Consider the following 23,286-nt stretch of genomic DNA (forward strand, 5'->3'; position numbering starts at 1 on the left):
ATGATGCGTGTTCTCCACCGCCATGCCGCCATGCCTGAACCCTGCATCCTCGCCATCGACAACGGCACGCAAAGCGTGCGCGCACTGCTGTTCGACACGCGCGGCGAACTGGTGGCGAAGGCGCAGGTGCCGTTGCAGGCGTATTACGCGGATCATCCCGGGTGGGCCGAACACAAGGCCGAAGACTACTGGGAAGCCGTATGCGAGGCTTGCCGCCGCCTGTGGCTCATCGCGCCGGCCGCGCGCGGCCGCGTCGCCGGCGTGGCCGTGACGACGCAGCGCGGCACCGTCGTCAATGTCGATGCGCAGGGCCGCCCGCTGCGCCCGGCGATCACGTGGCTGGACCAGCGCCGCACGAACCTGGCGCAGGTGCCGCGCGTCGGTCCGCTGTGGCGCGCGGGCTTCCGCCTGGCCCGCGTCGACGGCACGCTGCGCTACTTCCAGCGCGAGGCCGAAATCAACTGGATCGCCGCGCACGAGCCGGAGATCTGGCAACGCACCCACAAATTCCTGCTGTTGTCCGGCTACCTGAATTTCCAGCTGTGCGGCCGTTTCGTCGATTCGACCGGGTCGCAGGTGGGCTACGTGCCGTTCGACTACCGCCGCCACCGCTGGGCCGGCGCGCGCGACTGGAAATGGCAGGCGCTGGCGATCCGCCCCGGCATGCTGCCGGCGCTGGCGCCGCCCGGCACGGTGATCGGCGCCATCACGCCGGCCGCGGCGGCGGCCAGCGGCATCCCGGCCGGCCTGCCGCTCGTTGCCGCCGCCGCCGACAAGGCCTGCGAAGTCATCGGGTCCGGCGCGCTGGCGCCGCACATCGGCTGCCTGTCGTATGGCACCACGGCCACGATCAACACGACGAGCACGAAATACGTCGAGGTCACGCGCTTCATCCCTCCCTATCCGGCTGCGCTGCCCGGCGCGTGGAGCACCGAGGTGCAGATCCTGCGCGGCTACTGGATGGTGAACTGGTTCAAGGAGCAGTTCGGCGACCGTGAACTGGCCGCCGCCACGGAGCACGGCCTTGCGCCGGAAGCGCTGTTCGACCGGCTCGTGGAAACAGTGCCGCCGGGGTCGATGGGCCTGATGCTGCAGCCTTACTGGAGCCCGGGCATCCGCGTGCCGGGGCCGGAAGCCAAGGGCGCGATGATCGGCTTCGGCGACGTGCACACGCGCGCCCACATGTACCGGGCGATCCTGGAAGGCCTGGCATATGCATTGCGCGAGGGCAGGGAGCGCATCGAGCGGCGCAGCGGCACGCGCATCACCGAGCTGCGCGTGGCCGGCGGCGGTTCGCAAAGCAACGCGGCGATGCAGCTGACGGCGGACATCTTCGGCCTGACCGCCGTGCGCGCGCACGTGCATGAAGCATCCGGTCTCGGGGCCGCGATCGCCGGGGCCGTCGGCCTTGGCCTGCACCGCGATTTCGCCACGGCCGTGGCGGCGATGACGCGCCCCGGCCGCGCCTTCGCGCCCGATGCCGCCAACCGCCGCCTGTACGACCAGCTGTACCGGCGGGTCTACCTGAAAATGTATGGCCGGCTGCGGCCACTGTACGAGGACATCGCGGCCATCACGGGCTATCCGCCGCGTCCTTGATCAGTTGCGCCGCCAGCCTGGCAGCCGCCTCGCTGGCGCCCTGGCCTCCGCTTTCCTGCCCGCTGCGTTCATGACCGCCGCGTTCATGACATATGCCGCGTACCTGGTTGCGCCCGCCTTCCTTGGCCGCGTACATCGCGCGGTCGGCGGCCACGAACAGCGCCTGCACGCCCGGCGCCACGCCTGCCTGCTCGCCAGGCTGGGGGCCAGGTGTCATCGTCGCCACGCCGATGCTGACGGTAATCCAGGCCGACGTGGGAGACCTCGGGTGCGGCAGTTGCAGCGCCTCGACATGGGCGCGGATCGCCTCGCCCAGCGCCAGCGCCGCGTCGCCATCCGTTTCGGCGAACAGCAGCACGAATTCCTCGCCGCCGTAGCGCGCCGCCAGGTCGGTGCCGCGCAACGCATGCGCACCCAGCGCCTGCGCCACCTGCTGCAGGCACACGTCGCCGGCGGCATGACCCAGCGTATCGTTGTACAGCTTGAAGTGGTCGACGTCGAGCACCACCAGCGACAGCGGCGCACTGGTGCGCATGGCGCGCTGCCACTCCTTTTCCAGGAAGCTGTCGAAGTGGCGGCGGTTGGCGATCTTCGTGAGCGGGTCCAGCATCGCGGCGCGCTGCAGCGCGTCTTCCGACCGCTTGTGGTGCGTGATGTCGTGCAGCAGGCCGATGAACAGCGGCTGGCGCACGAACATCGGCGTCAGCGTCAGGTCCATGCATACCGAGCCGCCATTCTTGTGGCGGATGACGACTTCGCGCGTGCCGTGGCCGTGCGCAGCCCCGGGCTGAGCCGCGTGGCGGGCGAAATAGTCGAGGTATTCCTGCGCCACCTCGGGAGGGAGCAGGTCGCCGATGTGGCGGCCTGCCAGCTCGCCCGGTCCGTAGCCCAGGTAGCCGTCGCAGGCGGGGTTGGTGGACTGGATGCGGCCGCACGGCTCGATGATCAGCAGCCCCTCGGCCATGTGGTCGACGATCGTGCGCAGCCGCTCGGCCTGTTCCTGCTGGGTGGCGCTGCTGGCGCGCAGTTGCAGCTGGGTGCGCACCCGCGCACGCACCTCCGCCATGCGCAGCGGCTTGCCGATGTAGTCGACGGCGCCCAGGTCGAAGCCGGCCACCACGTCTTCCGTTTCCGTGCGCGCGCTCATGAAGATCACGGGAATGGCCTGCGTGACCGGGTGCGCCTTCAGCAGGCGGCACGTCTCGAAGCCATCCATGCCGGCCATCACGATGTCGAGCAGGATCAGGTCCGGCAGCACGCGGCGCGCCAGTTGCAGCGCCCGCTCGCCGCTGTTGGCGACAAACGTCTGGTACCCCTGTTCGACCATCAGCACGCGCAGCGCCGCGAGGTTGTCGGGCGCGTCGTCGACGATCAGGATCGCGGCGCCACGCTGTCCGGTGGGACTGCCGGCGCCGGTGCTTCCAACTGGATCCATGGCGTTATTGTTGAGGTGACGATCGTTAGATCATACCGGCAGGAAACTTGGAATGCTTGGGAAAATGCGGGGATTGGCTAAAAAGATACGAAATCAGGCAAGATCCTTGGGAACCTTGCCTGCGAAACAAGCTCTGGTACGGATGCTGCGGACGCCTTTTACATCCGTGCCGCGATCAGCTTGCCCAGCACCGCGATCCCCTGGCGAATCCGCTCGGGCGGCACCGTGACGAACGACAGCCGCAGCGTATTGGTTTCCGGCTCATTGGCGTAGAACGGCGCGCCCGGCACGAACGCGACCTTTTCCTTGATCGCTTCGTCGAGCAGTTCCATCGCGTTGATGTGCTTTGGCAGCGTCACCCAGATGAACATGCCGCCTTCCGGCTTCGTCCACGTGGCGCCGGCGGGGAAGTGCTCGGCCATCGCATCGAGCATGGCCTGGCACTGGTTGCCGTACAGTTCACGGATCGTGGGGATGTGGCGGTCCAGGAAACCGTCCTTGATCACTTCGTGCACGACCATCTGCGTCAGCTGCGCCGTGTGCAGGTCGGCGGCCTGCTTGGCCAGTTCCAGGCGGCGCACCAGCGGTAGCGGCGCTACCACGTAGCCGAGGCGGATGCCTGGCGTCAGCACCTTCGAGAACGACCCCATGTAGATCACGCCGTCCGGGTTCATCGCCACCATCTTCGGCATCGGCGCGCCACGGTACGACAGGGCACCGTACGGATCGTCCTCGATCAGCGGCAGGCCGAGGCGGGCGCAGGTTTCCACCAGTTCGTGGCGGCGTGCGATCGACAGCGTGCGGCCGGTGGGGTTCTGGAAGTTCGGCAGCGAGTACAGCAGGCGGGCACCGTCGGCGACCGGCGCGATCGATGCGGGCACGAGGCCATCGTCATCGGTGCGCACGGAGGCGAATTCGGGGCGATACACGGAAAACGCCTGCAGCGCGCCCAGGTAGCTCGGCGTTTCCACGAGCACGCGGCTGCCTTCGTCGATCAGCACCTTGCCCAGCAGGTCGAGCGCCTGCTGCGAGCCCGATACCATCAGCACCTGCTCCGGCACGATTTTCGCGCCATCCTTCGAGAGCGAATCGGCGATCCACTGGCGCAGCGGCATGTAGCCGTCCGTCGGGCCATATTGCAGCGCCGTCTTGCCCGTCGTCGTCAGCACCTTGTCGAACGCGGCCTTCATTTCCTCGACCGGGAACGTGGCCGGCGAGGGCAGGCCGCCCGCGAAGGAAATGATTTCCGGCTGCTGCGTGATCTTCAGGATCTCGCGGATGAAGGAGCTTTGCAGCTGCTGGGCGCGTTCGGAAAAACGCCATTGGATCGGGTTGGGATTTTCGATTTTCATACGACTCTCTCGGAGAAAGGGCTGTGGGCAATGCCCGGCCAGCGAAAAGCGCGCTTGTGGCGGCTCGGGGGAGCGCGGCCGGGTAGGCCGCGCCCTTGATACGGGTCGGAAATTATGCGATCTCGGCGATCATTTCGATTTCCACGCAGGCGCCCATCGGCAGCTGCGCCACGCCGAACGCGGAACGGGCATGGCTGCCGGCCGCGCCGAAGACTTCGCCGAGCAGCTCGGAAGCGCCGTTGGTGACGAGGTGGTGTTCGGTAAAGTCCGGCGTGGAGTTCACCAGGCTCATCACCTTGACGATGCGCTTCACGCGGTTCAGGTCGCCGCCGCAGGCTTCCTGCAGCGTGCCGAGCAGGTCGATCGCCACGGCGCGCGCGGCTTCCTTGCCCTCGGCCGTATCGATATCCTTGCCCAGCTGGCCCACCCACACGGCGCCTGCCTTCTTGGCGATGTGGCCGGACAGGAACACGGTATTCCCGGTTTGCACGTGCATGACGTAGGCGGCGGCGGGCTTGGCCGGTGCGGCCAGGGTGATATCGAGCGACTTCAGTTTTTCATAGACAGACATCGGGTCTCCTGATGGGTTTGTAAAGCTGTAATAAGTATGTGTAATAAATTTGCTGCAATTTCCCGGTATTGTACGACCAGCGTGCCGGTTTGCCACCAGCGCATCAGCGCCGCACGGCCATCCGGCGGCCCAGTGCCACGGTGCCGATCACGGCCAGCGCGAACAGCAGGTGCGTGGCCTGCAGCGGTTCGCCCAGCACGGCCGCCGCGCCCAGCAGCGTGAGGAAGGGCTGGAGCAACTGCACCTGCCCGACCCGGGCCACGCCACCGCGCGCCATGCCGCGGTACCAGAACACGAAGCCGACGAACATCGAGAAAACGCAGGTGTAGGCGAAACCGGCCCACGCCGCCGGCCCGGCCGCGCCGAGGCTGGCGCCGTGACGCCAGACGTCCCACGCGGCCAGCGGCAGGGCGACGGGCAGCGACAGCAGCAGCGCCCAACTGATCACCTGCTGGCCGCCCAGTGCCTGCGCCAGCCGTCCGCCTTCCGCATAGCCCATGCCGGCCGCCGCCACGGCGCCGAGCATCAACGCGTCCGCCACGTGCAGCGTGCCGCCACTCTGGCCCAGTGCGAAGCCGATGACGAGGCTGGAGCCGGCCAGGGCAACGCACCAGAAGCCGATCGACGGCCGCTCGTGGCCGCGCAGGGCGGAAAACAGCGCCGTGGCCAGCGGCAGGATGCCGACCAGCACGGCACCGTGCGATGCCGGCAGCGTGCGCATCGCGATCGACGTCAGCAGCGGAAAGCCGATCACGCAGCCGGCCGATACGATGGCCAGCCCCGGCAACGCGGCGCGGCCTGGCAGCGGCGCACGCCGCCACCACAGCCACAGCCCCGCCAGCATGGCGGCCACGACAGCGCGGCCCATCGTGGCGAACAATGGATCGAGCCCTGTCACGGCAAGCCGGGTAAACGGGAGCGTGAGGCTGAAGATCGCCACGCCGGCCAGGCCCAGCAACATGCCGGCCGTTTCGTCGGTGCGCGACGAGACCGTGGAAATGCGTGGCATGACCACGTGGCCGTTCATGCCGTGCCGCCCGCCGGATCGCCTGCGGGTTCGATGGTGGACAAGGTGGACGGCTTGGTCATGGCGGTGGTGGCGTTGAGCAGGGGATGGGTGTATCGTAGAATAATTGGCCAGTACAGTGCCAATACACTTGTCCGCATGATTTGAAATACTGTAGCGGCCGATCGACCAGTACAGCACGACCGGCAAGCATGATCGATACAGCGTGATTGACCAGCGTGACCAACCAAAGCCTCGATAACGACAGCATGACCACGACGCCACCCTCGACCCCGCCTGTCGGCACGCTCAGCCGCGATGCCGGTGAATCGCTGACCGACCAGATCGTGCGCACGGTGGCGGCGCGCATCGATGAACGCGTGCTGCGCAATGGCAGCCGCATGCCGTCGATCCGGCGCTTCGCCGAAAGCCACGGCGTGTCGCCATTCACCGTGGTGGCTGCGTACGACAAGCTCGTTGCCCGCGGCTACCTGGAATCGCGGCGCGGCGCCGGCTTCTTCATCCGCGAACGCACGCCGCTGCACATGGCGGCACCGGCGCCGAGCATGCCGGCACCGGATGGCGAGGTGGCAGGGCATTCGCTGGACGTCGTCTGGCTGGTGCGCAATATGTTTCGCCAGATGCCGCACCAGCAGATGCCAGGAACGGGCGTGCTGCCCAGCGAGTGGCTCGATGGCGACAGCGTGGCCAACGCGCTGCGCGCGATCGGGCGCCAGAATGCCAGCCTGTTGCTGAACTATGGCGTGCCGCAGGGCTTCGTGCCGCTGCGCCAGCAGTTGCAGCGCAAACTGGCCGAGCTGGAGATCGGCGCGGCGCCGGAACAGATCGTGACCACGGCCGGCGTCACGCAGGCGCTGGACATGGTGGCGCGCGAATTCACGCGGCCGGGGGACACGATCCTCGTCGACGACCCGGCCTGGTTCCTGATGTTCGGTTCGTTCGCGGCGCTGGGCGCGCGCGTGATCGGCGTGCCGCGCCTGGCCGATGGCCCCGATATCGCCCGGCTGGCCGAGCTGGCGGCGCTGCACAAGCCCAAGCTGTACGTGATCAACTCGGTACTGCACAATCCCAGTTCCACGTCGCTGTCCGCGGCCAAGGCCTACCAGGTGCTGCGCATCGCGGCCGAACACGACATCACGATCGTCGAGGACGATATCTATTGCGACCTGCACCCCGGCAGCGCCGTGCAGCCGGCCACGCGGCTGGCCGCGCTGGACCAGTTGCAGCGGGTGATCTACCTGTCCGGGTTTTCCAAGACGATGGCGGCCAACCTGCGGGTGGGCTTCATCGCCACGTCGCACGAGCTGGCGCGGCGGCTTGCCGACCGCAAGATGCTGCAGACGCTGACGACGAGCGATATCGGCGAGCGCGCCGTCTACAAGATCCTGTCCGAAGGCGCGTACCGCAAGCATGCCGAACGCATGCGCGCCCGGCTCGACGGCCTGCGCGCCCGCACGGTGCGCCAGCTCGAGCGGGTGGGCCTGCAGATCAACATGGCGCCGCCGGCCGGCATGTTCGTGTGGGCCGATGCCGGCCGCGACACCAATGTGCTGGCGGAGCGGGCGATGGCGCAAGGCATCCTCCTGGCGCCCGGCAGCCTTTTTTCGCCCAGCCAGCTGCCCTCCACGTTCATGCGGCTGAACGTGGCGGCCATGCAGGATCCGGCGATCTGGCGCTTCCTCGAGAAAGAGCTGCGGTAGAGGAACGGGGGCCGGGAGGCCGGGCTTTGTCAAAAAGCTCTTGAAAGATAGAATCAGCGGTCCCATATCGCTGAAACTGAAAAATTTCCGGCCAACAAGACTAAAGAGGTAACGATGTCTGATAATAAAGAAACCCTGGGCTTCCAGGCGGAAGTGAAACAGCTGCTGCAGCTGATGATCCACTCGCTGTATTCGAACAAGGAAATCTTCCTGCGCGAGCTGATTTCCAACGCGTCCGACGCGGCCGACAAGCTGCGCTTCGAAGCGATCAACAACGACGCCCTTTACGGCAACGACCATGAACTGAAGATCAAGGTGTCGTTCGACAAGGCGGCCCGCACGATCACGATCTCCGACAACGGCATCGGCATGAGCCGCGACGAAGTCATCAGCCACCTGGGCACGATCGCCAAGTCGGGCACCAAGGAATTCTTCGGCAAGCTCTCCGGCGACCAGCAAAAGGATGCCGCACTGATCGGCCAGTTCGGCGTGGGCTTTTACTCCGGCTTCATCGTGGCCGACCGCATCACGGTCGAAACCCGCCGGGCCGGCCTGCAGCCGGCGGACGCCGTGCGCTGGGAATCGGCCGGCGAGGGCGACTACAGCGTGGAAGCCATCGAAAAGACCAACCGCGGCACCGACATCATCCTGCACCTGCGCGAAGGCGAGGACGAGCTGCTGTCGGCGTGGAAGCTGAAATCCATCATCACCAAGTATTCCGACCACATCTCGCTGCCGATCCAGATGGCCAAGGAAGAGTGGGACGAAGAGAAGAAGGAGATGGTCACCAAGGATGAACCGGAGACCATCAACCAGGCCAGCGCGCTGTGGGCCCGCTCCAAGAGCGACATCACGCCGGAGCAGTACGAGGAGTTCTACAAGCACGTGTCGCACGACTTCGGCGCGCCGCTGACCTACACGCACAACCGCGTGGAAGGCCGCAGCGAATACACGCAACTGCTGTACATTCCCGCCAAGGCGCCGTTCGACCTGTGGGACCGCAACAAGCGCGGCGGCATCAAGCTGTACGTCAAGCGCGTGTTCATCATGGACGACGCCGAACAGCTGATGCCGACGTACCTGCGCTTCGTGAAGGGCGTGATCGATTCGGCCGACCTGCCGCTGAACGTTTCCCGCGAAATCCTGCAGGAGTCGCGCGACGTGAAGGCGATCCGCGAAGGCTCGACCAAGCGCGTGATCAGCATGCTGGAAGAACTGGCGAATGCCGACGAGCAGGAAAAAAAGGACAAGTACACCACCTTCTGGAACGAATTCGGCCAGGTGCTGAAGGAAGGCATCGGCGAAGACCATGCCAACAAGGACCGTCTCGCCAAGCTGCTGCGCTTTGCTTCCACGCACAACGATTCCGCCGAGCAGACCGTGGCGCTGGCCGACTACGTGGCCCGCATGAAGGAAGGCCAGGAAAAGATCTACTACGTGACCGGCGAGAGCTTCACGGCCGCGAAGAACAGCCCGCACCTGGAAATCTTCCGCAAGAAGGGCGTGGAAGTGCTGCTGCTGACCGACCGCGTCGATGAGTGGATGCTGTCCTTCCTCAGCGAGTTCGAGGGCAAGGAACTGGTGTCCGTCGCCAAGGGCGGCCTGGACCTGGGCAAGCTGGAAGACGAAGCCGAGAAGAAGGAGCACGAGGAAACCGAGGCGCAGTACAAGGAACTCGTCGACAAGATGAAGACCGCGCTGGGCGACAAGGCCAAGGACGTGCGCGTGACGTTCCGCCTGACCGACTCACCGGCCTGCCTCGTGGCGGACGAGCACGAACTGTCCGGCAACCTGCTGCGCATGCTGAAGGCCGCGGGCCAGAACGCGCCGGAAAGCAAGCCCATCCTCGAGATCAACCCGAACCACCCGCTGGTCACGCGCCTGAAGTACGAAAGCGACGACAGCGGCAAGTTCGGCGACTGGTCGCACATCCTGTTCGACCAGGCCCTGCTGGCGGAAGGCGGCACCCTGGAAGACCCGGCGGCGTTCGTGAAACGCATGAACGAGATGCTGCTGAAATAATGCTGACCTGAGCGGGCGGCATTGCCGAGCCCGTGTCCACCCTGGGGTCAACCCCGGAATCGGACACGAACTGGGCAGTCCGGATCGCACATGGTGTGCATTACTGTCGAGGCCGTGTCCACTTTTGGGGTTGACCCCAGGGTGGACACGGCCTCGGCAGTATCTGCCTTGCCGGCTTCTTTACTTTTCTACTCTTTACTTCTTACTTGCCGCGCCGGCGCCGCGCCGCCAGCAGCACGACGGGTGCGCCCAGCGCCAGCAGTGCGAACGTGGCCGGTTCCGGCACCGGTTGCAGGAAGCCGCGGATTTCGCCACCCCCGGCGAACGACGTGTGCAGGTTCAGGTAGGCGCTGCCGGATTCGAGGCCGGCCATGAAGGCGGTTTCGGCGCCGGCGATGGTGCCGCCACCGAAGGTGTTGACGAAATTCGGATTCCATGTCGCGGCCAGCGATGTGTCGAAGACATGCGAGTAGGTGCCGAAGGTTACGCCGATGGGGAAGCCGGTGAAGGTCGGCAGTTCCGTGGCCACGCCGGCGGTTCCCGTTCCCGGCACGGCCGTGCAGCAATGGATGTGCGCGGCGGTCGTATTGCCCAGCAGGCCGGAGAAGGTGACGTCGATCGTCATCGTGTGCGTGGCGATGTCGAAATCCACCGTGACCGTGCCCGTGCCGGGCGACTCGTTCGGCGGCGCTTCCACCGCGCCGGACAGTGTGGCCGTGTAGATGTTGGCGTTCGCGGACATGGCCGCCAGCCCCAGTACCATGGCGGCACAGCCTTTCAGCATGCCTGCGTTGAAAGTTCCCCGTTGCGGCTTGACAGCGTTCATGAAGGTCTCCTGTTTGAGTGGAAAAGGATGACAAGCAAGTTGCACGCCTGCATGCGCAGTCATTGTCGAATCAGATACTTATCGCCGTGCCGCGTCCGCGATTGTGGATGAGCTGTCAAATCGCTCGACAGCATCGACCCGTACCAGACTGGCCGGCGGTGCGCACGGTTGACACCGCATGCAATGGCCTCCAACGGGTGTAGTAGAATGCAATCTTGCTCTTTGTTCACTTATCCGGGCCGCCACAAGCGTTATGCAATCGAGTTCCTGTTCCGTCCTCTTGATCGACGATGAACCCCTGGCACAGGACTACCTGCTGCACTGCCTGGAAGGCCATGCCGATGTCGCCCTGTGCTACGAGCATTGCGCCGACCGCGCCGTGGACCTGGCGCTGGAAATCGATGCGACCGTGGTGCTCGTCGACTTGCGCATGCCCGGTACCGATGGCTTCGCCGTCGTGCGCAACCTGCGCGCCGATGCCCGCACCGAGCACATTCCCATCATCATGCTGTCATCCGAGCACGACGCGCAGGTCAAGGTGCAGGCGTTCGCGGCCGGCGCCAGCGATTACCTCGTGAAGTGGCCGGATGCGCGCGAACTGGTGGCGCGGCTGCGTTACCACAGCGCGGCCTGCCTGGCGCGCCGCCAGCGCGACGTGGCCTTTGCATCGCTGGCACGCAGCCAGGAAGAATTGCGCGCCAGCCAGGCAGCGCTGCACCAGGCGCAAAAGATGGAAGCGATCGGCCAGCTGACCGGCGGCGTGGCGCACGACTTCAACAATGTCCTGCAGATCATCGGCGGCAACCTGCAACTGGTGAAGCTGATGGGAGGCCTGAACGACAATGCCCGCGGCCGCGTCGATGCGGCACTGGCCGGCGTGGAACGGGGCGGACGGCTTGCTTCGCATCTGCTGGCGTTCGCGCGGCGGCAGCCCTTGCAGGCGATCGTCATCGATCCGTCCGTGGTGCTGGGCGACATGGAAGAGATGCTGCGCCGCGTGCTCGGCCCGCAGGCCCGCATCGAGACCGATATCGCGCCCGGCGTGTGGAGCACGGCTGTCGACCCGAGCCAGTTGCACAACGTGATCCTGAACCTGGCGATCAACGCGCGCGACGCGATGCCGCACGGTGGCACGCTGACACTGCGCGCGTGCAATATCCCGGCCGGTTCGCCCGATCTGGCCGAGGTGGGCCAGGATGAATACGTGATGATCGAAGTGGCCGACACCGGCAACGGCATGCCGCCCGAGGTGCTGCAGCGCGCCTTCGAGCCCTTCTTCACCACCAAGCCGACCGGGCAGGGTACCGGCCTGGGATTGTCGATGGCCTATGGCTTCGTCAAGCAGTCCGGTGGCGAAATCGTTCTCAAGAGCACGCCGGGCAGCGGCACCAGCGTGCGCATCTTCCTGCGCCGCAGCGCCACCCAGGCCATGCCCGCCGAAGACGATGGCGCGGCAACGCCGCTGTTCGGCGGTATCGAGACGGTGCTGGTGGTGGAAGACGAGGACGACGTGCGCGACGCCACCGCGCAACTGCTGCTGGCGCTGGGCTACCACGTGCTGCAGGCGCCGGACGCGGACCATGCCGCCCGCATCGTCGAGAACGGCGTGCGCGTCGACCTGCTGTTTACCGACGTGATGATGCCTGGGAAGATGAGCAGCCTGGAACTGGCGGACCTGGTGCGCCGGCATTGCCCCGACGCGCAGATCCTGTTTACATCCGGCTACGCGGAAGGCGTGCTGACGCATGAGGGCCGGATGGACCCGAGCATCAGCCTGCTGCCAAAGCCCTATAACCCGGACGTGCTGAGCGCACGGATCCGGCATCTGCTGCGGCGGCGCAAGGCCGCCTGACCGGAACCCGGCAACCCCGGGAAAGAACGGTAGCGGTCAGCCGATCGGGCGCATGTAGCGCTGCGAGCCGGGTGGTGGTTCGTTCAGCACTGCCCAGAAGATGCCGAGGTCGGAGATCGCACGCACGAACTCCTTGAATTCGACCGGCTTCACGACATAGGCATTCACATTCAACTCGTAGCTGCGGATCAGGTCCTGCTCCTCGCGCGACGAGGTCAGCATCACCACCGGCAGCGCCCGCAGGTCGGGCGTAGTGCGGATCTCATTGAGCACTTCGAGCCCGTCCACCTTCGGCAGTTTCAGGTCGAGCAGCACGACGGCGGGGTTGCCTTTCTGCCGCTGCGCATATTCGCCCCGGCAGAACAGGTAATCCAGGGCTTCGGCACCGTCGCGAACGACGATCACCTCGTTGGCAAGCTGGCTCTTTTCCAGCGCGATCAGGGCCAGTTCGAGGTCATGCGGATTGTCTTCCACGAGCAGGATGGGCTTTAGCATACGATCTATAACGTGTTGGGAATGGAAAATGTAAAGGTGGCGCCCTGGCCGGGCACCGCGGCGGCGGTGACGGCGCCGCCATGGCGTTCCACGATGCGGCGCACGTTGGCCAGGCCAATGCCGGTACCCTGGAAGTCTTCCATCCGGTGCAGGCGCTGGAAGACGCCGAACAGCTTGTGCACGTAGTCCATGTTGAAGCCGATGCCATTGTCGGCCACCGTGAACACCGTCACGGCGGCTTCGCGCCGGCCGTCGACGCGGATCACGGCGGGATCTTTCTTGCCCGTGAACTTGACCGCGTTGGACAACAGGTTGTAGAGCGCCAGCTGGAGGAACGTGGGATCGGCGACAACCGGCGGCAGGTCGGCCACGTGCCACTCGACGCGGCGGTCGCCGGTATCGAGGGCCAGCTTGTCGATGCATGATTTCACCAGCTCGTTCATGTCGATGCGCACGGGGCGCAGCGAGGCGCGGCCCATCTGGGAAAAGCTCAGCAGGTCGTCGACGAGCTTGCCGGCCAGCCGTGCCGATTCCTTGATGTTGACGAGGAAGCGCTGCTGCTTTTCCGGCGAGCCGGTGCCGGCCGTTTCCAGCAGCAGGTCGGAAAAGCCGACGATGTGGCGCAGCGGCGCGCGCAGGTCGTGCGACACGGAATAGGAAAACGCCTCTAGCTCCTTGTTGGCGCGGCCCAGTTCCTCGGCCAGTTCGGCCATCTGCTCGGCGCGCTCCAGCGCGATGCCCAGCAGCGCCGTGCGAAATTCCAGCGCCATCTCGATTTCGCCCGGGTGCCACGGCGCGGCGGTGCCATGCACCGTTTCGCGCCATGACGCAAAGCTGGTGCGGGGACTGAGCTGCGTCGGCGCGCCGGGTGCCGCTTCCTTGGCGTGGGGGTTCCCGGCCCAGTCGATCGTGTACACGAACTCCGGGCGGAACCACAGCAGGTAATGCTTGTGGATGCGCGAGATCGGCATCGCCAGCAAGCCGCTGGCACTTTGCCGATAGGCCCCGGCGGGCGGGAATTCGGCGGCCAGCCGGTCGGTGTGATACAGGTCTTCATGCGTGTTCACCTGCAGCCAGCCGATCAGTTCGCGCAGCTGCGCCTCGTCCGGCGTGTCGCCATAGCTGACGATGCGGTCGTCGACGATGATCGCGGCGCCGCCGGCGCGCGCGAAATGCAGCAGCTGCGGGAAGACGCTGCCCATGTTCTCGATGAAGTTGGCGCCCTGCGTGAGCCCCGCCAGCACCGACACCATGATGCGCCGCACTTCCAGCCGGAACTGCAGTTCGTCGCGCACTTCCCGGCTCTCCACGCGCAACGCCAGGATCTGCCCCAGCTGTTCGCAGGCGGTGCGCTTGTCGAAGGCCACGTGGCAGGGCGCCGCATTGTGGCAGGAGATCAGCCCCCACAGCTCGCCCTTGACCATCAGGGACACGGACATCGACGCGAGCGTGCCCATGTTGCGCATGTATTGCAGGTGCACCGGCGACACGCTGCGCAGTGCCGCGAACGACAGGTCGTTCGGTGTGCCGGTCAGCGGATTGTCGGGCGGGACCAGCCGGGCAGGGGCATAGTTCGCATCGTGGATCAGCCGGATGCGGTTGGCCGCATACAGCTCCCTGGCCTGGCGGGGAATGTCGGACGCGGGAAAGCGCTGGCCGAGGCACGCGGGCAGCACGCCGTCATTACTCTCGGCGAACACGTGTCCGTGGCCTTCGGCATCGAACTTGTAGACGAGCACCCGGTTGAAGCCGGTCACGGCGCGGATCTCGTCCGCCGCACGGGCACCCATCGACGCCACCGAGTCGGTATCGTCCAGCTGCTGCAGGAAATTGCCGACCAGCGGATACAGGTGGCGGAAGTCGGCCGCGCCGGCGCGTTGCACGGCTTCGAATTCCAGCAAGAGCAGCGCATCGTGGCGATGCACCAGCACGTCGAAGGCCCTGTCCGCCAGCCGCACGGTGGCCGCGAACGATGGCCGCTCGCCGGCGCCCGGCAGTTCCGGCGCCAGCATGCCTGCCGCTTCGGCGCCGAGAATGTCCGCCAGCGTGCGCCCCAGCGCGGCCGCCGGGGCCAGGCCCAGATGGCGCTCGATGTTCTCGCTCACTTGCACGATGAAACCTTCCGGCGACAGCGCCAGCAGGCAGCCGTGCGGCTGGATGCTGCCCGGCATGCGGATCGCTTCCCGGTCGCAACTGCCGAGGTCTATCGGAGGACTCGCTTGTGTCATGGACAGAATTTTACCGGCAAACGGGCCGGACTGCGCAATACCAACACGGTACGGAGGCGGTTCAACGCACGCTCTGCAACAGGAACGAGGGCTGGCCGCAACTCTTTTGCGAACCCTTGATCTCGGCGTCGCCACAGCTGCGCGACGTGCCATCCTTGCGGTAGCAGACGCGGATCTCGCGCAGGAACCGCCCCGCGCCGCCGCAGAACGGTACGATCGCATTCCCGGCCAGCCGCGGATTGGCGGCGCGGAACGCATCCTGGAACTGCGCCATCGTCACGCGCACGGGCTGCTCCGGCGCCCGGTAAGCGGCGGGCACCACCACGCTCTCCTTGAGCTTCGCCGACAGCGCCAGGTACTGTTCCGCCGACAGCCCGGAGCAGGTGCCGTGCTTCTTCCATTCGTGCCCGATCAGCTTGGGCGACGGGTAGATGGCCTCGTACTTGCGGCGCAGGTGATCCGGCATCGGCTCGCGCGAGCAGTTCTGGGGATAGCCTTTTTCATATTGCGGCCACAGGCCGTGCAGCACGAAGCCGAGCCGGCGGCCACTGCCGCACTGGTTCGGGTCGCGCCCGCCATTGGTGGCGCAATAGGACGGCGACCACGACAGGGCCAGCGCGTAGTAGTCGAATTCGCCCGGTTCGCCCACGCTCTTGTTCCTGGCGGCGTGCGCGCCGCCGCACAGCAGGGCGGCCAGCAGCAGGGTGGTGCGGGTGATGGTCTTGGTCAGCATGGTTGTGGAAATCCTGGATCGTTTACAGTTCGGTGCGCAGCGCGAACAGCTCGGGGAACAGCACCACGTCGAGCATCTTGCGCAGGTAGCTCACGCCCGCCGTGCCGCCGGTGCCCGTCTTGAAGCCGATGATGCGTTCGACGGTCGTCACGTGCCGGAAGCGCCAGAAGCGGAATGCCGTTTCCAGGTCCACCAGCTTTTCGGCCAGCTCGTACAGGGCCCAGTGCTTCGACGGGTCGCGGTACACCGCCAGCCACGCCGCCTTCACGGAATCGTCGGCCACCGTCGGCAGCGTGGGGTCGACGCCCAGCCGGGCGCTTGAGACGGGCAGGCCGTTGCGGGCCAGCAGCCGGATCGCCTCGTCGTACAGGGAAGGCGCGTGCAGCGCGCGGTGCAGGATCTCGTGGGTGGCCGGCGTGGCCTCGTGCACGGTCAGCAACTGCGCATTCTTGTTACCGAGGATAAACTCGATCTCGCGGTACTGGTACGACTGGAAGCCGGAGGACGCCCCCAGGTAGGGCCGGATCGCCGTGTACTCGGGCGGCGTCATTGTTGCCAGCACGTCCCAGGCATGTACCAGCTGGTCCATGATGCGCGCGACGCGGGCCAGCATCTTGAACGCGGGCGGCAGGTCGTCGCCGCGCAGGTGCTCGCGCACCGCGTGCATCTCGTGCAGCATCAGCTTCATCCACAGTTCGCTCGTCTGGTGCTGCACGATGAACAGCAGTTCGTTGTGGTTCGGCGACAGCGGGTGCTGCGCGGTCAGGATCTGTTCCAGGCCGAGATAATCGCCGTAGCTCATCGACTTTGAAAAATCCATCTGCGCGCCGTGCCACTGCGCGTTCTTTTCTTCGCTCATCGCGGGTCCCTCAGGTTACCGTGCCGCGCGCGGCGTTCACGTCGTAGGCGTTGTCGTCGAGGATGTGCTTGAGGATCTCCACCGCATCCCAGACCTCGGCAAAGCTGGTGTACACGGGCGTGAAGCCGAAGCGCATGATGTGCGGCTCGCGGTAGTCGCCGACCACGCCGCGCGCGATCAGCGCCTGCATCACCGCGTAGCCATGCGGATGGGTGAAGCTGACGTGGCTGCCGCGCCGGGCATGGTCGCGCGGCGTCACGAGGCCGAGCGGGTGGCCGGCGCAGCGCTCCTCGACCAGCGCGATGAACAGGTCCGTCAGCGCCAGCGACTTGGCGCGCAGCGCCGCCATGTCCGTCTGCGCGAACACGTCGAGGCCGCACTCGACGAGTGCCAGCGACACCACGGGCTGGGTGCCGCACAGCGCGCGGCCGATGCCGGCGCACGGCGCGAACGACGGCGCCATCGCGAATGGCGTGGCATGGCCCCACCAACCGGACAGCGGTTGCATGAACGCTCCCTGGTGCCGCTCGGGCACCCAGATGAAGGCGGGCGCGCCGGGGCCGCCGTTCAGGTATTTATAGGTGCAGCCAACGGCGAAGTCGGCGTTCGCGCCGTGCAGGTCGACCGGCACCGCGCCGGCCGAATGGGCCAGGTCCCACACTGTCAGTGCGCCATGTTCGTGGGCGAGCGCCGTCAGCGCGGCCATGTCATGCATGTGGCCGGTGCGGTAATTCACGTGCGTCAGCAGCAGCACGGCCGTGTCGGGGCCGAGCGCGGCCGGAATGTCTTCCGGGCTGTCCACCAGGCGCACGGTGTGCCCGCGCCGCAGCCAGCCGGCCAGGCCTTCGGCCATATAGATATCGGTGGGGAAATTGCTGCGCTCCGTCACGATCGTCGTGCGGCATGGGTCGGCGGCCTGCATGGCCACCGCGCCGGCCAGTGCCTTGAACAGGTTGACCGACGTGGTATCCGTGACGGCCACTTCGCCCGGCAGTGCGCCGATCAGTGGCGCCAGCTTGCCGCCCAGCCGTTTCGGCATGTCGAACCAGCCGGCCGTGTTCCAGCTGGTGATCAGGTCGGTGCCCCATTCGCGGGCAATCACATCGGCCGCGCGGGCCAGCGCCGCTTTCGGGCGCGCGCCCAGCGAATTGCCATCCAAATAGATGATGCCGGCAGGCAGGTCGAAGCTGTCGCGCAGCGGTGCCAGCGGATCGGCGGCATCGCGTGCCACGCAATCGGTGCGGGAGATATCCATGCTTGCTCTCGTATCAGGTCGTCCGTCGGACGAAGGCGGGAGTGTAGCACGGCAGGGATGTCATATCGGCATCGCGTTATGTTCGCCATTTCAGAGATTATTGGCGAACCGACATTGATAAAGTTATATGTGAATGAATGACAATTGAATAAATGACAGTTGAGTGAATGTCAATTGCTAAAAGAGCCAGCAAAAGTGCGTAAAGAAATCTACAAATTTTTTAAAAGAATTCCTAAAGTTCCCGGCCGACCTGCCGTTACCCCATCCAGATATCCGGAAAAGCGCCTTTGTTCGTTGCATTGGATGACAGGAAAAAATTCTAAAATTTTTTGCTGATCACCCTAAAGTTTCCAGAACGGCTGCCGTTACCGGTTCAGATGTCGCTAAAAAGCGTCAGCCCGGCATCTTTTTACTGGTGGGATGCAAGGTGTTTTTCGCCCGCCACAACAATCCGCAAAGCCGCGCCAGCACTGGCGCGCCGCCATGACCGCCCTGCGTTTGTCAGACAAACGCTGACAGGGCGCGCTCGCTATTTCCCTACCTCAAATACAGACGGCTGCCTCTTCTCGTGCTCGGGGCCCTACAGCAGAATGTGTCTCAACGGAAACGCTTTGAGGAGCACACAATGACTGCGAACGACATGATGGCCGAGATCCGCGACGCGAATCTCTCCTACCTGATGCTGGCCCAGCAGATGATCCGCGCGGACAAGGTCACTGCGATCTTCCGCCTGGGCATCTCCACCGACATCGCCGACCTGATCGAAGGCATGAGCAACGCTCAGATCCTGAAACTGGCAGGCGGCAACATGATGCTGGCCCGCTTCCGCTTCGACGACAGCGCCATCCTGGGCATGCTGACCAATTACAACAAGGACCGCTCGCTGGCCCAGTCGCACGCGGCGATCCTGATGGCTGGACAGGGCGTCGAAGAAATCGCCTGAGCGCTACACTGCGGACACGAGACGGACGGGAGCGGGAACATGAGTAATGCCGGGAAAAAAAGCGTGGTCACGGAAGCACAGGAAATCGGGCTTGCCATCGAGCTGATCAACCTGGGCGCGCGGCTGCAGTTGCTGGAATCGGAAGTATCGCTGTCGCGCGAGCGCCTGCTGAAGCTGTACAAGGAATTGAAGGGCGTGTCGCCGCCGAAAGGCATGCTGCCGTTTTCCACCGACTGGTTCCTGACCTGGCAACCGAACATCCATGCTTCGCTGTTCATCAACATCCACGACTTCCTCGTGCAGCACGCCGGCGCCACCGGCATCCGCGCCGTGATGAAGGCTTACCAGCTGTACCTGGAGCAGATGCCGCCGGCGCCGGGCGAAGAGCCGCTGCTGTCGCTGACGCGGGCGTGGACCCTCGTGCGCTTTTTCGGCAGCCGCATGCTCGAACTGAAGGCTTGCAGGAAATGCCAGGGCAAGTTCGTCGTCAACGGCATGGACCTGAACGGCGATTACCACTGCGGCCTGTGCCACATGCCTTCGCGGGCCGGCAAGACCCGCAAAGCCAAAGAAGAGTCCCTCACCGCGTGACCTTCCTCTACCGTTCCGTGACGGAAAGCCGGGGTGGCGCATGACGCCAGCCCGGCTTTTTCGTTTGCCGGCCGTGCGCGCGCTGCTGGCGCAGCTCGTGGCTCTGGTGCCCACCGCCGCACTGGCGGTCGCGCTCGACACCTTCGGCCGCGGCCCCACCTTGCTGGAGGCCGCCGCGCTGCAGGGCGCCATGGCCATGCTGATTACGTGGAGAATCGGCCTGGCACCGTGGTGGCGCATCATCCAGCTGCTGTTTCCCGTCGCACTGCTGGCGGCGCTGGGGCTGCAACTGCCGCCGGTGCTGTTCCTCGTGGTATTCGTCGTGTTGCTGGGCTGGTACTGGTCCACGTTTCGCACCCAGGTGCCGTACTTTCCATCCAATCCGGCCGTCTGGCGTGCCGTCGAGTCCCTGCTGCCGGCCCGGCCCGGGGTGCGGGTGATCGATGTCGGCAGCGGGCTGGGCGGCTTCACGCTGCACCTGGCGCGGGCCCGGCCGGATGCCGACTGCACCGGCATCGAGCTGGCGCCCGTGCCCTGGCTGTATTCGAACTGGCGCGCCCGATTTACCAAAAGCCGCGCACGATTCATCCGCGGCGATTATGAAAAGATTCATTTCGGCGATTATGACGTGGTCTTTGCTTATTTATCACCGGCGGTCATGTCGGGCTTATTCGACAAGGCGCGGCGCGAAATGAAAGTTGGCAGTCTGTTAGTGAGTTATGAATTCACTATCCCTGGTTTCAAACCGGACAAGACCATCCATACCACAGAGGGAGCACCACTACTATTTGTTTGGGTGTTTTGATTGGCTTTCTCTTGCGAGCCCGTCTTTCTCACGCTATTGTAGTTCCTTGTGGAATTATTTCGCTGTGCTTCTTTATAGGAGATTGCAGGCTTGCTATTAATCATTGGTTATATCGTTGTCTGCGCCAGCGTGTTCGGCGGCTACGCAATGTCTGGTGGACATCTTGCGATCTTGTTCCAGCCATTGGAATTGGTGATGATCGGCGGTGCTGCCGTGGGCGCCCTTTTCGTCGGCAACAACAACAAGTCCCTGAAGGCCACGATGGCCGCGCTGCCAACGCTGCTCAAAGGCTCGCGTTATACCAAGGAACTCTACATGGACCTGATGTCGCTGCTGTTCGACATCCTGTCCAAGGTGCGCAAGGAAGGCCTGATGTCGATCGAAGGCGACATCGAGACGCCGGAGCAGAGCCCGCTGTTCTCCAAGTACCCGTCGGTGCTGGAGGATCACCATATCGTGGAATTCATGACCGACTACCTGCGCCTGATGGTGTCCGGCAACATGGATGCGTTCCAGATCGAAAACCTGATGGACAATGAACTGGAGACCCACCACCACGAGGGCGCCGTGCCGGCGCACGTGATCGCCAAGCTGGGCGATGGCCTGCCGGCCTTCGGTATCGTGGCCGCGGTGATGGGCGTGGTGCACACGATGGAATCGGTGGGCATGCCACCCGCCGAGCTGGGCCTGCTGATCGCCAAGGCGCTGGTCGGCACGTTCCTCGGGATCCTGCTGGCCTACGGTTTCGTCGGCCCGCTGGCCAGCCTGCTGGAGCAGAAGCTGGAAGAATCGTCGAAGATGTTCCAGTGCGTAAAGGTCACGCTGCTGGCCAGCCTGAACGGTTATGCACCGGCGCTGGCGGTCGAATTCGGTCGCAAGGTCCTGTACTCGACCGAACGCCCCACGTTCGCCGAGCTCGAAGACCACATCAAGAAATCCAAGTCGAAGTAATGGCCAGCGGAGGTAGGCACCATGGCTGATGAAGGCCTGCGGCCCATTATCGTCAAGCGCATCAAGAAAGGCGGCGGCGGTCACCACGGCGGCGCCTGGAAGATCGCGTATGCCGACTTCGTGACGGCGATGATGGCCTTTTTCCTGTTGATGTGGCTGCTCGGTTCGACGACGAAGGGCGACCTGAACGGCATCTCGGAGTACTTCAAGACACCGCTGAAAGTGGCGATGCAGGGCGGCTCGGGCAGCGGCGACAGCTCGTCCGTGATTCCCGGCGGCGGCAAGGACCTGACCCGCAAGGATGGGCAGGTCAAGGGCGGCGACGACCCCGCCACCAGGAAGAAGACGTTCAACCTGACGGCCGCCAAGCAGGCCATGGAGCGGGAAGAAACACAGCGCCTGCAGGGCCTGAAGGAAAAGCTGCAGCAGAAGATCGAGAGTTCCGCGGCCCTGAAGAAATTCAAGGACCAGCTGTTGCTCGACTTTACCAGCGAGGGCTTGCGGATCCAGATCGTGGATGAGCAGAACCGTCCGATGTTCCCGTCCGCCAGGGCCGAACTGGCGGGCTACACGCGCGAAATCCTCACGGAGATCGGCCCGATCCTGAACGATGTGCCGAACAAGATCGGCCTGTCGGGCCACACGGATGCCACGCCCTACTTCTCGGAGAACGGCTACAGCAACTGGGAACTGTCGGCCGATCGCGCCAATGCGTCGCGGCGCGCGCTCGTTCAAGGCGGGATGCAGGACAATAAGGTCATGCGCGTCGTGGGCCTGGGCTCGGCCGTGAACCTGGACCGCAAGGATCCGTTCAATCCGATCAACCGCCGCATCAGCATCATCGTGATGAACAAGAAAACGGAAGAGGGCCTGATGCGCGACGCCGGCAAGCTGGAAATCGGCACCGGCGCCGCGCAGGAGGGGGCAGCGGAACTGGAACCGGGGCCGCCGCAGGCCCGGCGCTAGCGGGTAGCCGGGCAACCAAGCAAAAGAGTCAACGCGAGATCACATGAACAGAAAAAAAATCCTCGGTTCCCACGTGAAGCGCCTGCTGTCCGGTGTGTCGGACCACGGCAAGCGGCACCTGACGGAGGTGGAAACGGACCTGCTGCAGACCAACCTGCTGCTGGAAGAGGCGATCGAGAAGCTGTCGCGCAACTTCATGGCCATCCATGCCGCCGTCAACGACCAGCAGGGCACGATCCGGCTGCTGCTCGACGGCGGCACGCCGTCGGTCGAGGACAAGGAAAAGCTCGAGGCGATGAACGAGCAGGTCGGCGCGCATGTCAACGCGGCGATCACCAGCATGCAGTTCCAGGACATGACGAGCCAGCTGATCGACCGCACGCTGAAACGGGTGACGGGACTGCGCGAGTTCCTGGCCACGCTGGGGGCGCATGGCGCCGAGATGAGCCCGGACAGCGACAACGATGAAATGGTGGAGCTGCTGGGCAAGGTCAGCATGGCGCTGGCGATCCAGAGCCTCGAGTTGCGCAATGTGCTGCGCAAGGCGGTCAGCCAGAAGCACCTCGAGAGCGGCGACATCGAACTGTTCTGAGCTGTTTTCGGTACGGATTGAAAACACAGCGGGCCGTCAAGTGCCCGATATTTAGTAATAAGTAGATAAGTGAGAGAAAAACATGGCTAAAACAATTCTTGCGGTTGACGATTCCAGCTCCCTGCGCCAGATGGTGGCGTTCAGCCTGAAGGCCGCCGGCTATCAGGTCGTGGAAGCGGTCGACGGCCAGGATGGCCTGGACAAGGCAAAGCAGGGCGCCGTGGACCTGGTGCTGACCGACCAGAACATGCCGAAGATGGATGGCCTGCAGCTGATCAAGAGCCTGCGCGAATTGCCGGCCTATGCCAAGACGCCGATCCTGATGCTGACCACCGAATCGTCCGACGAGATGAAGGCCAAGGGCCGCGCCGCCGGCGCCAACGGCTGGCTGGTCAAGCCGTTCGACCCGCAGCGCCTGATCGAGGTGGTCAAGAAGGTCATCGGCTGACCATGCGCGCTGCAAGCCTGGCATACAGCATCAGCG

The 23,286-nt window shown here is 64.9% G+C and carries 21 protein-coding genes; 11 read left to right on the top strand and 10 right to left on the bottom strand.

Annotated elements, in window-relative coordinates; genetic code table 11:
- The gene (locus tag EWM63_RS21655; protein WP_371861113.1) at positions 1 to 1,599 is read left to right on the top strand and encodes an FGGY-family carbohydrate kinase; all 1,599 of its coding nucleotides are present in this window, start codon (positions 1 to 3) and stop codon (positions 1,597 to 1,599) included.
- Here EWM63_RS21655 and EWM63_RS21660 read toward each other — a convergent pair.
- The 4 genes from EWM63_RS21660 to EWM63_RS21675 all read right to left on the bottom strand — a co-directional run bounded on the left by EWM63_RS21660 (position 1,574) and on the right by EWM63_RS21675 (position 5,966).
- On the bottom strand, positions 1,574 to 3,034 hold the full coding sequence (locus EWM63_RS21660; protein ID WP_130188392.1) for a diguanylate cyclase domain-containing protein: 1,461 nt from the start codon (positions 3,032 to 3,034) through the stop codon (positions 1,574 to 1,576). The two genes, EWM63_RS21655 and EWM63_RS21660, sit on opposite strands and share 26 nt — an antisense overlap.
- 158 nt (positions 3,035 to 3,192) lie before the next feature.
- A complete protein-coding gene (locus tag EWM63_RS21665; RefSeq protein WP_130188393.1) occupies positions 3,193 to 4,386 on the bottom strand; it encodes an aminotransferase-like domain-containing protein in 1,194 nt (397 codons plus the stop codon).
- Between the two features lie 112 nt (positions 4,387 to 4,498).
- Positions 4,499 to 4,957 carry a RidA family protein gene (locus EWM63_RS21670; RefSeq protein WP_130188394.1) on the bottom strand — a complete coding sequence of 153 codons (459 nt, stop codon included), beginning with the start codon at positions 4,955 to 4,957 and terminating at the stop codon, positions 4,499 to 4,501.
- Positions 4,958 to 5,060: 103 nt separating this feature from the next.
- On the bottom strand, positions 5,061 to 5,966 hold the full coding sequence (locus EWM63_RS21675) for a DMT family transporter (RefSeq protein WP_229487418.1): 906 nt from the start codon (positions 5,964 to 5,966) through the stop codon (positions 5,061 to 5,063).
- Positions 5,967 to 6,232: 266 nt separating this feature from the next.
- Here EWM63_RS21675 and EWM63_RS21680 point away from each other — a divergent pair, with 266 nt between their 5' ends.
- The gene (locus tag EWM63_RS21680) at positions 6,233 to 7,684 is read left to right on the top strand and encodes an aminotransferase-like domain-containing protein (protein WP_130190531.1); all 1,452 of its coding nucleotides are present in this window, start codon (positions 6,233 to 6,235) and stop codon (positions 7,682 to 7,684) included.
- Positions 7,685 to 7,798: 114 nt separating this feature from the next.
- Positions 7,799 to 9,706 carry a molecular chaperone HtpG gene (gene htpG / locus EWM63_RS21685; RefSeq protein ID WP_130188395.1) on the top strand — a complete coding sequence of 636 codons (1,908 nt, stop codon included), beginning with the start codon at positions 7,799 to 7,801 and terminating at the stop codon, positions 9,704 to 9,706.
- Positions 9,707 to 9,908: 202 nt separating this feature from the next.
- On the opposite strand, the gene EWM63_RS21690 is transcribed toward htpG, so the two are convergent.
- Entirely contained in the window at positions 9,909 to 10,532 is a 624-nt protein-coding gene (locus EWM63_RS21690) for a CHRD domain-containing protein (RefSeq protein WP_229487419.1), read from the bottom strand.
- 253 nt (positions 10,533 to 10,785) lie between these two features.
- On the opposite strand from EWM63_RS21690, the gene EWM63_RS21695 reads away from it, so the two are divergent.
- Positions 10,786 to 12,384, top strand: coding sequence for a response regulator (locus tag EWM63_RS21695; protein WP_130188396.1), 1,599 nt, complete (start codon positions 10,786 to 10,788; stop codon positions 12,382 to 12,384).
- Positions 12,385 to 12,420: 36 nt separating this feature from the next.
- Here EWM63_RS21695 and EWM63_RS21700 read toward each other — a convergent pair whose 3' ends face one another.
- The 5 genes from EWM63_RS21700 to kynU form a co-directional block, all read right to left on the bottom strand.
- Positions 12,421 to 12,879, bottom strand: coding sequence for a response regulator (locus EWM63_RS21700; RefSeq protein ID WP_130188397.1), 459 nt, complete (start codon positions 12,877 to 12,879; stop codon positions 12,421 to 12,423).
- A gap of 5 nt (positions 12,880 to 12,884) precedes the next feature.
- The gene (locus tag EWM63_RS21705; protein WP_130188398.1) at positions 12,885 to 15,107 is read right to left on the bottom strand and encodes an ATP-binding protein; all 2,223 of its coding nucleotides are present in this window, start codon (positions 15,105 to 15,107) and stop codon (positions 12,885 to 12,887) included.
- Positions 15,108 to 15,168: 61 nt separating this feature from the next.
- On the bottom strand, positions 15,169 to 15,840 hold the full coding sequence (locus tag EWM63_RS21710; protein ID WP_130188399.1) for a ribonuclease T2 family protein: 672 nt from the start codon (positions 15,838 to 15,840) through the stop codon (positions 15,169 to 15,171).
- 22 nt (positions 15,841 to 15,862) lie between these two features.
- Positions 15,863 to 16,699 carry a tryptophan 2,3-dioxygenase gene (gene kynA, locus EWM63_RS21715; protein WP_130188400.1) on the bottom strand — a complete coding sequence of 279 codons (837 nt, stop codon included), beginning with the start codon at positions 16,697 to 16,699 and terminating at the stop codon, positions 15,863 to 15,865.
- A gap of 10 nt (positions 16,700 to 16,709) precedes the next feature.
- Positions 16,710 to 17,954, bottom strand: a complete 1,245-nt coding sequence (kynU, locus tag EWM63_RS21720; protein ID WP_130188401.1) for a kynureninase — start codon at positions 17,952 to 17,954, stop codon at positions 16,710 to 16,712.
- Positions 17,955 to 18,579: 625 nt separating this feature from the next.
- Between kynU and flhD the strand changes: the two genes are divergently transcribed.
- From flhD to EWM63_RS21755, 7 genes are all read left to right on the top strand, one after another.
- Positions 18,580 to 18,897 carry a flagellar transcriptional regulator FlhD gene (flhD, locus tag EWM63_RS21725; protein ID WP_130188402.1) on the top strand — a complete coding sequence of 106 codons (318 nt, stop codon included), beginning with the start codon at positions 18,580 to 18,582 and terminating at the stop codon, positions 18,895 to 18,897.
- 39 nt (positions 18,898 to 18,936) lie between these two features.
- Positions 18,937 to 19,488, top strand: a complete 552-nt coding sequence (gene flhC / locus EWM63_RS21730; protein WP_130188403.1) for a flagellar transcriptional regulator FlhC — start codon at positions 18,937 to 18,939, stop codon at positions 19,486 to 19,488.
- Positions 19,489 to 19,528: 40 nt separating this feature from the next.
- Positions 19,529 to 20,293 carry an SAM-dependent methyltransferase gene (locus tag EWM63_RS21735; protein ID WP_130188404.1) on the top strand — a complete coding sequence of 255 codons (765 nt, stop codon included), beginning with the start codon at positions 19,529 to 19,531 and terminating at the stop codon, positions 20,291 to 20,293.
- 90 nt (positions 20,294 to 20,383) lie between these two features.
- Positions 20,384 to 21,244, top strand: a complete 861-nt coding sequence (motA, locus tag EWM63_RS21740) for a flagellar motor stator protein MotA (RefSeq protein ID WP_130188405.1) — start codon at positions 20,384 to 20,386, stop codon at positions 21,242 to 21,244.
- Between the two features lie 21 nt (positions 21,245 to 21,265).
- Positions 21,266 to 22,210: a flagellar motor protein MotB gene (gene motB / locus EWM63_RS21745; RefSeq protein WP_130188406.1), complete on the top strand. Its 945-nt coding sequence runs from the start codon at positions 21,266 to 21,268 to the stop codon at positions 22,208 to 22,210.
- A gap of 43 nt (positions 22,211 to 22,253) precedes the next feature.
- The gene (locus EWM63_RS21750) at positions 22,254 to 22,802 is read left to right on the top strand and encodes a chemotaxis protein (protein WP_130188407.1); all 549 of its coding nucleotides are present in this window, start codon (positions 22,254 to 22,256) and stop codon (positions 22,800 to 22,802) included.
- 82 nt (positions 22,803 to 22,884) lie between these two features.
- Complete coding sequence (locus tag EWM63_RS21755) at positions 22,885 to 23,250, top strand: response regulator (protein WP_130188408.1); 366 nt, start codon at positions 22,885 to 22,887, stop codon at positions 23,248 to 23,250.
- Positions 23,251 to 23,286 lie beyond the last annotated feature (36 nt).

The organism is Pseudoduganella lutea, assembly GCF_004209755.1.
Taxonomy (GTDB): Bacteria; Pseudomonadota; Gammaproteobacteria; order Burkholderiales; family Burkholderiaceae_D; genus Rugamonas; species Rugamonas lutea.